The organism is Geomonas oryzisoli (genome assembly GCF_018986915.1).
GTDB lineage: Bacteria > Desulfobacterota > Desulfuromonadia > Geobacterales > Geobacteraceae > Geomonas > Geomonas oryzisoli.
Genome location: NZ_CP076723.1, coordinates 2,395,872 through 2,409,245 on the forward strand (window position 1 = coordinate 2,395,872; position 13,374 = coordinate 2,409,245).

Genomic DNA, 13,374 nt, shown 5'->3' on the forward strand with positions numbered 1-13,374 from the left:
GGGGGCCGGCGGGGGGATTTACCTTGCCCAAATCTAAAGCAAATCCCCCTAAATCCCCCTTCGCAAAGGGGGACTTCTACCAGCGGAAGATCGTCACCTAATCCGCAAAACAAAGGGGCTGGAGCGAGGAATACACCTCATCTCCAGCCCCTTCTGACTTAGTCTTAGTCTTAGTCTTAGCCTTAATCCTTCACCGGCTTATAGCTCAGCACGTCCAGGTCGCTCTCCACGTCGGTCACGCCCTCGACCGACTTGGCCAATGTGATGGCCTCCTCGATCTCATCCTCACTCTGCACGTGACCGGCCAGGGTTACCACACCGTCCTCACAGGTGATGCAGAACTTGAGCGCGCGCGCCAGCGACGACTTGAGCAGCTCAGCCTCGACCCTCTTGGCCACGATCAGGTCTTCGAGCAGCGCCATGGACTCCTCTTCCCCTTCCTTGAGGCGGGTGTCCTTGGACGCGGCGATGATGGCTTCGATCATTGCGTGCGGGGTGGAAGCCTTGGTGTTGAACAAAAGGTCGTAGGCCAGCGGGTCGTTCCAATCACGGTCGAAGTAGAAATGGATGAAGCCGCCCAACTGGTGATCGCTCCGCCTGATCAGCTCGCGGGCCAGATCCGGATCGATCCACTCCCTCTCGGCGAATTTTTCCACCCTGTCTTCGAAGGGGGCTATGAAACGGACCCGCAGTACGTTGGTCAATACCTTGATGAGATCCTGCGCACCCCTTCCGTAGAGGATCACGTTACCCTTCTTGGCGCAGTCCAGCAGGATGAGCTCCATGGTGGCAAGATGCGCGGCTTGGAGGCGGTCTTCGGCGGTCCGGTAGGACGGCGGCTTCTCGTCCACCCTTTCCAGGATCTCGGGGGTCAGGCCGTATGCAGGGGCCAGTTCCTCGATCTTTACCCGGTCAACGAGGGTGTACTTGAGCTTTTTTGCCAGTTCCTTGGCAATGGCGTAGGCGCCGGTACCCATCTCCCTGGAAATTGTGATGATTGCCATGCAAGCCTCCTTTGCTAATGAGAAACCGCCGCATCATAGCACGTAAAGTCTGCCGTATACAAGGAATTTTGCTGTCTTGGATGAACCGCACGCAGCGTGGAGGCAGGCCCAACGGGGATGAAGCGGAACAGGGGCGAGGGAGAAGCGGATCTCCCCCGCCCCAGCAGGTTAGTAGTTTTCGGCGAGGCGCTCGAAGTGCGCCTTGGGGTGGTGACAAACCGGGCAGATATCCGGCGCAGCGTCACCCTCGTGGATGTGCCCGCAATTGCGGCACTTCCAGCTGGTGGGAGCGTCTTCCTTGAAGACGGTCCCCTCTTCTATCGACGCCAGCAGCGCCTTGTAACGCTCCTGGTGTGCCTTCTCGATAGCCGCGATGCCGTCGAACATGGCCGCGATGGCGGTAAAGCCCTCTTCACGGGCCTCCTTGGCCATACGCGGGTACATGTCGACCCACTCCGCATACTCGCCGGCCGCAGCGGCCTTCAGGTTGGTAATGGTGTCGCCGAGCCCGGCGAGGGCCTTGAAGTGCAGCTTGGCGTGCTCCTTCTCGTTCTCTGCCGTTTCGAGGAACAGTGCCGCGATCTGCTCGTACCCTTCCTTCTTGGCCACCGCCGCGTAGTAGGTGTACTTGTTGCGCGCCATCGACTCGCCGGCGAACGCTTCCTGCAGGTTCTTCTCTGTCTTGCTTCCTTTCAGTTCCGCCATGCTCTGTTCTCCTTTCCTTTTGTTACCTGCTTAAAACGAGGGCTGCTCGGAGGATCAGTCGATACCGATCCTCTTGACGCCCTCAATTGTGCTCAGGCGGGCCATGAGGTCTGCCGAGCGGGATTTCTTGGGCTGCTTGACCTGGAACTCGATGAATATCACACCGTGCTCGATGTCCTTCTGCAACTTGGCGTCCACCTTTTCGATGCCGGCGCCGCTGAGGGTCTGGTAGACGCGGGTGACGAAGTCGGCACGATCCTCGCCCCACACCTTGACCAGCACGTAGGTGTCGCGAGTGAGCCTCTTCTCCACCTCCTTGAGCAGCAGGAGGTTGGCCAGGGCCACGAGCGTCACGGAAACCGCGAGCCAGAACAGGCCGATGCCGCAGGCGATGCCCAAGGCTGCGGCAACCCAGAGGCAGGCGGCGGTGGTGAGCCCGCGGATCGAGGCGCGCTCCCTGATGATGGCGCCGGCGCCGAGAAAACCGATGCCGGTGACCACCTGGGCGGCGATGCGGCCGGGATCGACTCCGACCGGCCCGCCGGTGAAGTTACCGAAGATGCGGTAGATCTCGATCGAGGTGATGGAGAAGAGGCACGAACCGAGAGAGACCAAGAGGTGGGTTCGGAAGCCGGCGGGGCGACCGTGGATCTCACGCTCCAGGCCAATCAATCCCCCCAGGAACGAGGCGAGCAGCAACCGGCACAGCAGATGGATGTCGAACTCGGGGCCCAAGCGCTACTCCTCGGAGAGCCCGAGCGACAGGGTCAGCACCACTGTCTTCTCGCGAGAGCCGCTGCGGATGGTCAGCGGCACGCGGACCACGTCGCCTGTAGCCACTGGGTCCCCGGCTATCTCGAGCGAGAGGTCTGCTTCAGGTGGTGTCGCCGGCACCACAGGCGCCGCCGGTGCCGGCGGCGGCTGCACGGATACGGGCGCGACAGAAGGTGTCTCACGTACAGGCGGTGCCGGAGCCGCCACCGGTGCAGGGCTCTCCACCATGTGCTGCAGCCCTTCGCCGTTGCCTATGGCTTCGGCCCCCTTGGCACGCAATCCGGTCAGAATGCTTTTCACCAGCGCCATGAGCCCTTGCAGGACCCCTTCGCCGGTCTGGCTGCTGGTCTTGAAGCTGACGAGACCGGACGGATTGAGCTGCTGCTCCAATTGTCCCAGGGATGCCGGGTCGGCGAGGTCGCTCTTGTTGTACTGCAGGATGGACGGGATGGTGGTCAGGCTCTGGCCGTACCCTTTCAGGTACTCAACGAGCTGGTCCAGCGCGGTCTTGTTGTCGTCCAACCGCTGGGGTGCCGAGTCCGCCACGAAGACGACGCCGTCGGCTCCCTTCAGCACCATCTTCCAGGCGGCCGGATCGACCAGCGGACCCGAGACGGTGTAGAGGTGAAAACGGACCCGGAAACCATCGACGTTGCCGTCACCCGGCGGGGTGAAATCGAAAAACAGCATGCGCGCGCCCTGCACGCTCATCACCTTCAATGCACCACGGAATTCCGGCTTCAGCTTGTTGAAGACGTGCCTGAGACTGGTCCCCTTCCCCGCCTGTCCGGGTCCGAAAAAAACAATCTTCGCGTTTATTTCACGTTTTGCCTGGTTGACCAGAGCCATACGTAGATCCTCCCGAGTTACGCTTTTTCCTTCTTGCTCAACAAAATCTTACGGGCCTGTGTCGCTATCACCGTATTGATGTTCCTGCTTTTGGCCAGGTTGGCGAGGTCCTTTTCCCCCAGCGTCCCGAGAAAGCGCAGTGCGTTTGGTAGCGGCGTTTTGTGGTTTTCAACCAGCGCCTTCCTGATCTGGCCGTTCTTGATCCATTCCTTGTTGGCGCAGATGACCCGTATGATCTCGTCGTTTTGTATCTGGGACTTGGCGATGCCCAAGACCTCGGCCTCCGTCATGCGGGGGTTCTTGATGGCAGCTCCCGATACGAGCTTATTGTTGTCCTTGATCAGGATGGCGCGCCACTCCTTGTCGCCGGTCATAGCCATCTTGATCTTGTCGCTCACCCCCATGGACTGCGCCATCTGGTACTTGGACTGGAACTCCTCCTCGTCGATGGGGTCATCGTCGTCGGGTCCCGGCGCCTCGACGGCCTCCGCTTCGGCAACGGCCGCCTGGGAGGGCGCCTGTTGCGGCGCAGCCGCGGGCGCCGCTGCGGCGGCGGCAGTTCCCTGTACCCGGAGAAAGGCCGACGCCTTTTCGGTGAGGCTCGGGTGCCCGGCCAAAAGCGGCGCGATCTCCGGCTTCCTGCCGTGCAGTTGCACCAGGGCGTCCAGGATCTGGGGATGGAGCTCACGGTCGGCCAGGACCTGTTCGAGCAGCGGCCGCTCCAGTGAGCGCAGTGTGGCGATCGCCTGCTGCTTCACCTCCTGGTCCGCATCATGGCAGAGGTAGTACAAAAGCAGCACCAACTCGCCCGGCGGGAGCGAAACCCGGCCGGCAGCAGCATGCAGCCTGTTCTCCCTGGGCTTGTCGGCCCCGACATACGGGGCCGCAGCCGCAGAAATCCTGAAGGTGACCTTCGACACGTGCCTTATTTCCCTGCCTTGACGACCTTTGCGGAGAGGCCGGTCTTCTTGAGGTGCGCCGCCGCCTTCTCGGCACTGGTCGGATCGGCGTAGCTCCCGCCACGGACCCTCACAACCGTAACCGGAATGTTGGCTTTCTTGAGCACCAGTCGGACCCCCTTGTCGTAGAGACGGTCCTGTTCAACGGCGGCCTTCCCTTCCCTCATGAAGGAGCCGGCGTAGACTGCGTAGCGCCCCCCTTCCTTGAGCATGAACGCATTGGGAGCGACACCTTTGAGTCGAGCCAGCTCTTCTGCCGCCTCGTCGCGGCTCGCGAAGTCCGCCAGGAACAGGCGGTGCATCGGCTCGCCCTTGTGGGTCTTAGTAGTCACGACCGGGGCAATCCCGGCTTTCTTCAGCTTCGCCGTCACCGAGGAGACCTCGCTTTCGGCGACGTCGCTGTCGAGCTCCAGGGCAAAGGCGCCCGCTTTGGCCTTGGCCTTGGCAGCGCTCTTGACCGGCTTAGCGGGCGTCGCCTCTTTGGCCTCCTTGACGGCCGGCTTCGCTTCCTTAGCGGCCGCAGGCTTCGCTTCCTTGCCGGCTGCAACGGGTTTGGCTTCCTTGGCGGCAGGTTTGGCCTCCTTGCCGGGGGCGGGCTTGGCTTCTTTCGCCGCTGCGCCAGGCTTGGCCTCCTTGCCTGCGGCGGCTGGAGCCGCAGCTGCAGGCTTGCCAGGCTGTGCGGGTGCCCCAGGTTTGGCTGCGGGTGCGGCAGGTGAGCCCGGCTTGGCGCCAGGAGCAGGTTTCGCCTCGCCGGGCTTGCCCTCGGCAGGTTTCCCCGCAGCAGGTTTCGCCTCGGCAGGCTTACCCCCAGCCGGTTTACCAGCCGCAACCTCGGTAGCCGGCTTGCCGGCCGCAGCTTTGGCGGAGCCAGGAGCTTGTGCGGAGGAGGCTGCGTCCTGCGGGCGCGGCGGCAACGGCTTTTTCACGACGGCAGGAGCGGGCGCGGGCGGCGGAGGCGCGGGGGCCTCCTCGCGCGGCTTGATCAGGCCGGTAAAGAAGTAAAGGTAGGCAAAAAGGGCGATGAGCAGCAGTAGAAGCAGAAGCAGCCGCTGTTGCGAGGCCTTCTTCTGTTCCATGTTTCCATCTTCATCGGGTGTAAAATCCTTCGCCATCTGCTCATCCTCCCTGTCATGACATTCGAAATTAAGCCTGCCCGGCCATCTACCTTCGCCGAGGCTACGGCGGACAACGTCCATCTTCACCTAGGCTACGGCGGACATTGCCCACTTTCGCTAAAGCTACGTGGGGCGAGCCCCCCTTGGCCAAGGCTTACAGGGGGGCCTGCCCACCGTAGCCTTGGCGGCTTACAGGGGCCTGCCCACCGTAGCCTTGGCGAAGGTGGGACCGGGCAGTAGACATGCTGAAACGTCAGCTATGCACTTTTGTGGTTGTTGCCCTTCTGATCCTGGGCCTCGGCGATGATCTTCTGGGCCAGGTGGCTCGGAACCTCCTCGTAATGGGAGAATTCCGAGGTGAACATGCCGCGGTCGCTGGTCATGGAGCGCAGATCGTTGGAGTAGGTAAGGACCTCGGACATCGGCACCACGCTCCTGATGATCTGCGAATTAGCCTTGGGTTCGACCCCGACTACCTTGCCGCGCCTGGAGTTGAGATCGCCGATCACGTCCCCCATGTTCTCGTCCGGGACGGTGATCTTCATGTTGACGATCGGCTCCAGCAGGACCGGTTTGCACTGTTCCATAGCCTTCTTGAAGGCCATGGAGCCGGCCACCTTGAAGGCCATCTCCGAGGAGTCGACGGTGTGGAACGAGCCGTCGTAGAGGGCGACCTTGAAGTCCACCACCGGGTTGCCGGCCAGGAATCCTTCCTTGGCCGCCTCCTGGATCCCCTTGTCGACCGCCGGGATGTACTGGCGCGGGATGACGCCGCCCACGATCTTGTCCTCGAATCTGTACCCCTCGCCGCGCGGCAGCGGGGAGAGTTCGATCCAGCAGTCGCCGTACTGGCCGCGCCCGCCGGACTGCTTCTTGTATTTGCCCTGCACCTTCGCGGAGCCGCGGATGGTCTCGAGGTACGGGACCTTCGGGGTCTTCAGAATGACGTCGACGCCGAACTTACGCTTCAACTTCTCGACCACCACCTCGAGGTGCACCTGCCCCATCCCGGAGATGATGAACTCGCGGGTCTGCGGGTCGCGGTGGCTCTCGATGGTCGGGTCTTCCTCGATCATGCGCTGCAGCGCGCTATGGATCTTGTCCTCGTCGTTCTTGGTCTTGGGCTCGATGGCGTAAGAGATTACCGGCTGCAGCGGCTGGGCCGGCTCGTACACGACCGGTTTGCCCTCGTCGCAAAGAGTATCGCCGGTAACGGTCTCCTTGAGCTTCGCAACGGCCACGATGTCACCGGCAACCGCCTGCTTGATCGGATGCTGCTTCTTACCTTCCAGCTCGAAGATCTGGCCGATGCGCTCCTGGACCCCCTTGGTCGAGTTGTACACCAGCGAGTCCGAGTTCAGGACGCCAGAATACACGCGAAAGATGGTGATCTTGCCGGTGTAGGGGTCGGAGGTGGTCTTGAAGACCAGCGCCGAGAACGGCTCGCTCTCAGCGGGGGCACGCTCGACGACCTGTTCGGTCTTGGGGTCCATCCCCACCGCCGCAGTGCGGTCCAGCGGAGACGGCAGGTAAGCGCAGATCGCGTCCAGGAGCTGCGCCACGCCGATGTTCATGGCCGCGGAACCGCAGAAGACCGGGGTGAAGGTGCTGCGCATGGTGCCGACCCTGAGTCCGTCCAGGATCTCCTCTTCGGAAAGCTCGCCCGTGTCGAGGAACTTTTCGGTAAGGGCGTCGTAGGCCTCGGCCACCGTCTCTACCATCATCTCTCTGAGCCGCTTGGCCTCATCGAGGTACTCGGCCGGGATATCGCCCTCGGAGAACTTGCCGGAGAAGTCCTTCTGATAGCGGTACGCCTTCATCCGCACCAGGTCGATGACCCCCGCGAGGTTCTCCTCCGCGCCCAGGGGCATCTGCACCGCGACCCCTCTCGCCCCCAGCGCCTTTTCCATGTCGTCGATGGCGCGCAGGAAGCTGGCCCGCTCGCGGTCCATCTTGTTGACGAAGGCGATGCGCGGGATCTCGAACTCGTTGGCCCACTGCCAGACCTCCTCGGTCTGAACCTTGACGCCGGAGATGGCCGAGAGGATGACGACGGCGCAGTCGAGCGTCCTCATGCAGGCGCGGGTGTCGGCGATGAAGTTGCCGTATCCCGGGGTGTCGACTATGTGGATGGAGTGCCCGTTCCACTCGCAGTGGTCCAGGGAGGAAGTGATCGAGATGCGGCGCTTGATCTCTTCGGGCTCAAAATCCATAGTGGAGCTGCCGTCATCCACCCTCCCCAGCCGGTCGATCATGCCCGTATCGAACAGGATCGCTTCGGCCAGCGAGGTCTTGCCGGCACCTCCGTGAGCTACAATACCGAGGTTACGCAGTTTTGCCGTTTCATACCTTCCCATAACGCCCTCCCTTTAGAATGAAGATCATCAATGACCTACGCTTCAACGAGAAACCGACTTGAGCAAAGCTAACGAAACAAACAACGAACTAACAACTACCTGGCTGAACTCTCACTGGATTTTGATGTACCTCCCTCACCCGCTGTCTGAGCGAGTGAACCAACTGTTACTATTCAACTGAGAACGCCCCTGGGAGCAGCCTTGTCTTCCACAAAGCGTTTCAAGTGACCTCACGTCCCCCCCTTTGCGAAGGGGGGCCAGGGGGAATTTAGCCAAGCTAGCCACAACGTCCCTGCCTGCAAGGACAGCTAAATCCCCCTCAATCCCCCTTTGCAAAAGGGGGAAGCTGGATTACGGCTTGTTCCTCTTGTAGATGATGCGCAGCCCCTCCAGGGTGAGGAACTCGTCCACCGCCTCGATGGTGCTCGATTCGGGGGCGATCAGGGAGGCGAGCCCGCCGGTGGCGATGACCTTTACGTTTTCCTTCCCCTCGGCCTTCATGCGCTGCACGATGCCGTCCACGAGCCCCACGTAGCCGAAGAAGATGCCGGCCTGCATGGAATTCACCGTGTTCTTGGCGATGATGGCGGGCGGCCGTGCGATGTCCACCCGCGGCAGCTTGCTCGCCTTCTGGAACAGGGCTTCCATGGAGATGGCAAGCCCGGGGGCGATGGCGCCGCCGCAGTACTCACCCTTCTTGTTGACGTAGTCGAAGGTGGTGGCGGTGCCGAAGTCCACGATGATGAGCGGCGAACGGTACTTCTCGAACCCGGCGATGGCGTTCACGATCCGGTCCGCCCCCACCTCTTTCGGGTTGTCGTAGTGGATCGGCATGCCGGTCTTGATGCCTGGGCCGACAACGTAGGGGGTGATCTTGAAGTACTGGCGGGCCAGTTTCTCCAGCACCCCGGTCAGGGTCGGCACCACCGAGGACACGATGATGTCCTTTACATCGGCAAAGACGATGCCCGACAGGCGGAAAAGGTCGTGGAACAGGATGCCGTACTCGTCGATGGTCTTGGACTTGTCGGTGGAAACCCGCCAGTCTTGAACCAATCGTTCCTCATCGTAAATCCCGAGAACGATGTTGCTGTTCCCGACGTCGATCACTAAAAGCAAGCCGAACCTCCAAAACCTGAGACATAAACAAAAGCTTCAACGCAAAGACGCAAAGCCGCTAAGACGCAGAGAAAATCTTTTAAAAGGGAAAAGCAAATTCTTCTTGGTTCTACTTGGCGTCTCTGCGCCTTTGCGTCTTTGCGTTAATGCCGTTTACCTTCCCCGTCAAACCAGGGCGACGTCGCCGGACAGGACGGTTTCGACCTTGCCATCGCCCAGTTGCACCAAAAGGGCACCGAAGGAGTCGACCCCTTGCACCATGCCGATAAACTCGCGCTCCCCCTGGCTCACCTTGACGCTGCGCCCCTTGATGGCGGAACGCTCCAGCCACTCGGCCCGCACCGGCGCCTCGCCCTCACGCAGGAACACGTCGTAGAGCCGGTCGAGCTCGACCAGCAGCGCCCGGGTGAAGGCGAGCCGATCCACCTCGACGCCCCCCTCCTGCAACAGCGAGGTGGCCGGGTGGCGCAAGAGCGACTCCGATATCGAGGACATGTCCAGGTTCAGGTTCACCCCGATGCCGAGCACCACGAAATTCACCTTCTCGGTCTCGGCATTCATCTCGTTGAGAAGCCCCGCGACCTTTTTGCCGTTGATCAGGATGTCGTTGGGCCATTTGATCTGCGGCTTGAGTGTCGTGCAGCTTTCGATGGCGCGAGCCACGGCAACCACGGAGAGAAAGGTGAGCTGACAGGCGGCCATCGGCGCGATGGCGGGTCGCAGCACCACCGAGCAGTACAGGTTGACGCCGGGAGGCGACAGCCAGATGCGCCCCAGCCGTCCTTTGCCGGCGGTCTGGGCATCGGCGATGACCACGGTCCCTTCCGCGGCACCATCCTCGGCCAGCTTGAAGGCGACCTGGTTTGTGGACTCGGTTTCCTTGAGACAGATGATGCTGGTGCCGATCCTGCTGGTGGCAAGGCCGGCAGAGAGGTCCAACTGGGTGAGAACTTTGGGTGAAGAGAGCAACCGGTAACCCTTGGAGGGGACGGCTTCGATAAGGTACCCGCTGGCGCGAAGTCCCTTGACGTGCTTCCAGACTGCGGTTCGCGACACCCCCAAAAGGCGGCTCAGCGCAGCGCCGGAAACCACCCCGTCGCCGGAGCGGAACAGCTCGATTATTCTGCCGTCGACCCCGGAGTCTTTCAAACGCCCTCCATCAGCATTGAGATGTCGGTCGCGCGTACCGAGTGGGTGAGCGCACCGACCGATATGATATCCACACCGGTCAGGGCTATGGACCTGATCGTCTTCAGGTTCACCCCCCCGGACGCTTCGACCAGCGCCCTCTTATTTATAATCTGTACCGCCTCGGTCATCTGCTCAAGAGACATGTTGTCCAGCATGATGATGTCGGCGCCGGCTTCTAGCGCCTGCTTCACCTCGTCCAGGGTCTCGGTCTCCACCTCGATCTTCAGGGTGTGCGGGATGTAGGCGCGTGCGGCACGCACCGCCTCGGCGATGCCGCCGGCGGCTGCGATATGGTTTTCCTTGATGAGGACCCCGTCGTAGAGGCCGGTACGGTGGTTGGTGCCTCCCCCTACCCGTACCGAGTACTTCTCCAGCACACGCAGGCCGGGGGTGGTTTTCCTGGTATCGACCACGCGCGCACCGGTCCCCTCCAGCTCTTTCACGTATGCGGCGGTCTGGGTGGCGATGCCGCTCATCCTCTGCAACAGGTTCAGAGAAACCCGCTCCCCCTGCAAAAGGGTGGCAGCGTTCCCCTCCATGACGGCGATGATGTCGCCCTTGGCAAGCCGGGCGCCGTCCTCGAAATGAGCGGTAAAAACGATGTCGGCGTCAAGCCTTGCGAAGACGCGACGGGCCACGTCGATGCCGGAGAGGACCATCTCCTCTTTGGCAACCAGCCTGGCGCGCATGCGGCGCGGCTTGGCGACTACGGAGAGTGTGGTGATGTCGCCGGTGTGGATATCCTCTGCAAGAGCGTTGTCTATTATGTTATCGATTTGGTTCATATAATCCGGGTTCTCCCTGTGTTAAGCGGCAGTTTTTTATAGCACAGCTTAACTAGGCCCGCAACCGCTAATAAATTGCGCCAGCAAGCTACTGACGCCACTCTACGGGTACCGCGGCCTGGGCGGCGGCGAGATCGAGGGCGGCTATGCGGTTCAGCATCTCGCTGATCTTCCCGTCGATGGTGGAGATCTGAGCTTCCATGGTGTTGATCGCCTCGCGGTCCCGGGCACGCTGGAAGATGGTGCGCTTGCGGCGCAGCTCGACCAGTTGCTGATCCAGGCCGGTCCGCTGGTCCTGAAGCGTCTTCAGCTCGGTGCGCAGGGCCTTGAAGCGATCGCGCCACCAGCGTTCGTCATGTCCGCCGGGGGCGAGTGCCGCGGGGGAGGCGGTGGTGGCGCCGGGAGACACGACCGCAGGAGCGCTGTCGGAGACCTCAACCCGGCTTGCCTTGTCGCGGTATTGCTTGGGGATGTTGTTGCGGTTGTCGGTGAAGTGAACGACACCTTGGGCGTCGGTCCACTGGTAGAAAGCCGCGCGGACCAGTGAGGGGGCAAGAAGAGATAGCAGCAAAAGGGAGAGCAAAATCGTTTTCATCTTCCCTCCAATAAACAGGGCCTAAGCGGCCAAACATAAAAAACAATCAATAGTTTTGAATTGACGATGCCCTTTGCGATGTGTATATTATCCCGGCTATTGCCCTAAGGAATAGCAAATAAACAGCCAGAAGGAGTGTACCATGCAGTTTCGCCTCGCCTTGCTTATGGTTCTTATCGTCTGCGCGTCACCGGTTGCGCTTTTTGCCAAGGAGACCAAAGACGTCAAGTTTCCTCTTAAGAACGGGGACGCCGTTGTCTTCAGTCACGATGTACACCTGCTGAAATATAACAACAATTGCAGGATCTGTCACAACGCAATCTTCGATCTGAAGGCTAAGCGTCACTTCACCATGGCCGAAATGGAAAAGACCAAGTCCTGCGGTGCCTGCCACACCGGCATCAAGGCTTTTAGCGTAGCCGATGAAAAGAGCTGCGTCAAATGTCACAAGGGCAAGCCCCGTAATGTGGAGTTCAAGATCAAGGGTCTGGGTCAGACCACGTTCAACCACTCCATCCACCTGGCCAAAGTCAGTGACGGCTGCAAGTCCTGCCACAACGGCACCGTGATCACCGGCAAAGACCGCCGCGTAACCATGGCCCAGATGGAAAAAGGCAAGACCTGCGGCGCCTGCCACAACGGCAAGAAGGCCTTCACCGTCGCCGGCAACTGCGGCAAGTGCCACGCCGGCATGAAGCCCCGCGAGATCACCTGGAAAGCCAAAGGGGTGACCGACGCCAAGTTCAGCCACGACTTCCACCTGGAAGCCTTCTCCTGCAAAGACTGCCATACCAAGCTCTTCGCCTTCAAGGCAGGCGCCAAGCACTTCACTATGGCTGAGATGGGCAAAGGCAAGTCCTGCGGCGGTTGCCACAACGGCAAAGAGGCCTTCTCCGTAGCCGGCGATTGCAACAAGTGCCACAAAGGCTACAAGCCGGGTGCGGTGATCTTCAAGAACGAGGGCGGCGAGGTGAAGTTCAGCCACGAGTTCCACCTGGAAGCCTACAAGTGTGCCGACTGCCACAACAAGATCTTCCCGATGCAGGCCGGTGCCAAGCACCACACCATGGGCGACATGGAGAAAGGTCAGTCCTGCGGCGCATGCCACAACGGCAAGGACGCCTTCACTTCCAACGGCGACTGCGACAAGTGCCACAAGATGTAACAGGCAATACACGATGAACAACGAGGCGGGACCGAAAGGTCCCGCCTTTTTTATTACCCTCCCCCTACCCTCCCAGAGCACTGGCCGGTACGGCAGCATCGGGTATACTTGGCAAGTTTGTAAATTTTAACGTCATCATCCCGCCAGGTCGCATTGCTTGCAGCCGGTGTGCAAACACCGTATGTCACCAGAAGGAGGCCGCAGATGTCATCATCACGCTCGTTCCTGGTAACGCTGGTCCTTTGGTCCTCGCTGGTCGGAGTATCGACAGCCTCAGCCGACAGCGCACTCATCGGCCACACGGTCATGACCGCCATTCCCGTGTCCGCCATCGCAATCGCCTTCTTCAAGCACGACACCGAGGGAGAGAAGCAATGGCTGCGCAACCTTGCCGTCAACCAGGCACTCACCTCCGTCGCCAGGCTCGGTTTCAACGAGACCGACTGGGGCCGCCGCCCCAACGGGCATCCTTACGGGTTTCCCTCGGGGCATGTCGCTTTCGCCGGGTCCGGCGCTGCCTTCCTCAGCGAGCGCTATGGCTGGAAATACGGGGTGCCCGCCTGGCTTGCCACCGCGTACGTCGCCTACAACCGCGTCGACAACAACGACCACCGCTGGCGCGACGTGATCGCCTCGGGCCTGTTGTCCTACGGTGTGGGCAAACTGTTCGTCACCCCGGAAAACGCAACCCACATAGCGCCGGTGATAGGACCGGAATGGTTCGGCATGCGCTGGCAACGTTCCTGGTAAAGAGGA

The 13,374-nt window shown here is 61.1% G+C and carries 13 protein-coding genes; 2 read left to right on the top strand and 11 right to left on the bottom strand.

The window, feature by feature from the left end; translation table 11 throughout:
- Positions 1-182 precede the first annotated feature (182 nt).
- The 11 genes from KP004_RS10515 to KP004_RS10565 all read right to left on the bottom strand — a co-directional run bounded on the left by KP004_RS10515 (position 183) and on the right by KP004_RS10565 (position 11,453).
- Complete coding sequence (locus KP004_RS10515; RefSeq protein WP_216802272.1) at positions 183-1,004, bottom strand: cytidylate kinase family protein; 822 nt, start codon at positions 1,002-1,004, stop codon at positions 183-185.
- A gap of 168 nt (positions 1,005-1,172) precedes the next feature.
- Positions 1,173-1,709 carry a rubrerythrin gene (gene rbr / locus KP004_RS10520; RefSeq protein WP_216802274.1) on the bottom strand — a complete coding sequence of 179 codons (537 nt, stop codon included), beginning with the start codon at positions 1,707-1,709 and terminating at the stop codon, positions 1,173-1,175.
- Positions 1,710-1,763: 54 nt separating this feature from the next.
- Positions 1,764-2,444 (bottom strand): MgtC/SapB family protein, encoded by a 681-nt coding sequence (locus tag KP004_RS10525; RefSeq protein WP_216802276.1) that lies wholly within the window; start codon positions 2,442-2,444, stop codon positions 1,764-1,766.
- 3 nt (positions 2,445-2,447) lie between these two features.
- Entirely contained in the window at positions 2,448-3,332 is an 885-nt protein-coding gene (locus KP004_RS10530) for a GTP-binding protein (protein ID WP_216802277.1), read from the bottom strand.
- A 17-nt stretch (positions 3,333-3,349) separates the two neighbouring features.
- Entirely contained in the window at positions 3,350-4,252 is a 903-nt protein-coding gene (locus KP004_RS10535; RefSeq protein WP_216802279.1) for a hypothetical protein, read from the bottom strand.
- A gap of 5 nt (positions 4,253-4,257) precedes the next feature.
- A complete protein-coding gene (locus KP004_RS10540; protein WP_239027024.1) occupies positions 4,258-5,367 on the bottom strand; it encodes an SPOR domain-containing protein in 1,110 nt (369 codons plus the stop codon).
- A gap of 296 nt (positions 5,368-5,663) precedes the next feature.
- Complete coding sequence (gene fusA / locus KP004_RS10545) at positions 5,664-7,763, bottom strand: elongation factor G (RefSeq protein ID WP_216802283.1); 2,100 nt, start codon at positions 7,761-7,763, stop codon at positions 5,664-5,666.
- Between the two features lie 351 nt (positions 7,764-8,114).
- Complete coding sequence (locus tag KP004_RS10550; RefSeq protein ID WP_216802284.1) at positions 8,115-8,882, bottom strand: type III pantothenate kinase; 768 nt, start codon at positions 8,880-8,882, stop codon at positions 8,115-8,117.
- A gap of 165 nt (positions 8,883-9,047) precedes the next feature.
- The gene (locus tag KP004_RS10555; protein WP_216802286.1) at positions 9,048-10,031 is read right to left on the bottom strand and encodes a biotin--[acetyl-CoA-carboxylase] ligase; all 984 of its coding nucleotides are present in this window, start codon (positions 10,029-10,031) and stop codon (positions 9,048-9,050) included.
- Positions 10,028-10,858 carry a carboxylating nicotinate-nucleotide diphosphorylase gene (gene nadC, locus KP004_RS10560; RefSeq protein WP_216802288.1) on the bottom strand — a complete coding sequence of 277 codons (831 nt, stop codon included), beginning with the start codon at positions 10,856-10,858 and terminating at the stop codon, positions 10,028-10,030. Before nadC ends, KP004_RS10555 begins: the two co-directional genes overlap by 4 nt.
- A gap of 88 nt (positions 10,859-10,946) precedes the next feature.
- Positions 10,947-11,453, bottom strand: coding sequence for a DUF4124 domain-containing protein (locus KP004_RS10565; RefSeq protein ID WP_216802289.1), 507 nt, complete (start codon positions 11,451-11,453; stop codon positions 10,947-10,949).
- 142 nt (positions 11,454-11,595) lie between these two features.
- On the opposite strand from KP004_RS10565, the gene KP004_RS10570 reads away from it, so the two are divergent.
- Together KP004_RS10570 and KP004_RS10575 are read left to right on the top strand one after the other, a co-directional pair.
- Positions 11,596-12,618: a cytochrome c3 family protein gene (locus KP004_RS10570; RefSeq protein ID WP_216802291.1), complete on the top strand. Its 1,023-nt coding sequence runs from the start codon at positions 11,596-11,598 to the stop codon at positions 12,616-12,618.
- A gap of 204 nt (positions 12,619-12,822) precedes the next feature.
- Positions 12,823-13,368 (top strand): phosphatase PAP2 family protein, encoded by a 546-nt coding sequence (locus tag KP004_RS10575; RefSeq protein ID WP_216802293.1) that lies wholly within the window; start codon positions 12,823-12,825, stop codon positions 13,366-13,368.
- The last annotated feature ends 6 nt before the right edge of the window (positions 13,369-13,374 follow it).

What these genes read in the sequence shown, in the direction of transcription:
- KP004_RS10515 (WP_216802272.1), bottom strand. Translation starts at nt 1,004, where the DNA reads ATGGCAATCATCACAATTTCCAGGGAGATGGGTACCGGCGCCTACGCC.
- rbr (WP_216802274.1), bottom strand. Translation starts at nt 1,709, where the DNA reads ATGGCGGAACTGAAAGGAAGCAAGACAGAGAAGAACCTGCAGGAAGCG.
- KP004_RS10530 (WP_216802277.1), bottom strand. Translation starts at nt 3,332, where the DNA reads ATGGCTCTGGTCAACCAGGCAAAACGTGAAATAAACGCGAAGATTGTT.
- KP004_RS10540 (WP_239027024.1), bottom strand. Translation starts at nt 5,367, where the DNA reads ATGGAACAGAAGAAGGCCTCGCAACAGCGGCTGCTTCTGCTTCTACTG.
- fusA (WP_216802283.1), bottom strand. Translation starts at nt 7,763, where the DNA reads ATGGGAAGGTATGAAACGGCAAAACTGCGTAACCTCGGTATTGTAGCT.
- nadC (WP_216802288.1), bottom strand. Translation starts at nt 10,858, where the DNA reads ATGAACCAAATCGATAACATAATAGACAACGCTCTTGCAGAGGATATC.
- KP004_RS10565 (WP_216802289.1), bottom strand. Translation starts at nt 11,453, where the DNA reads ATGAAAACGATTTTGCTCTCCCTTTTGCTGCTATCTCTTCTTGCCCCC.
- KP004_RS10570 (WP_216802291.1), top strand. Translation starts at nt 11,596, where the DNA reads ATGCAGTTTCGCCTCGCCTTGCTTATGGTTCTTATCGTCTGCGCGTCA.
- KP004_RS10575 (WP_216802293.1), top strand. Translation starts at nt 12,823, where the DNA reads ATGTCATCATCACGCTCGTTCCTGGTAACGCTGGTCCTTTGGTCCTCG.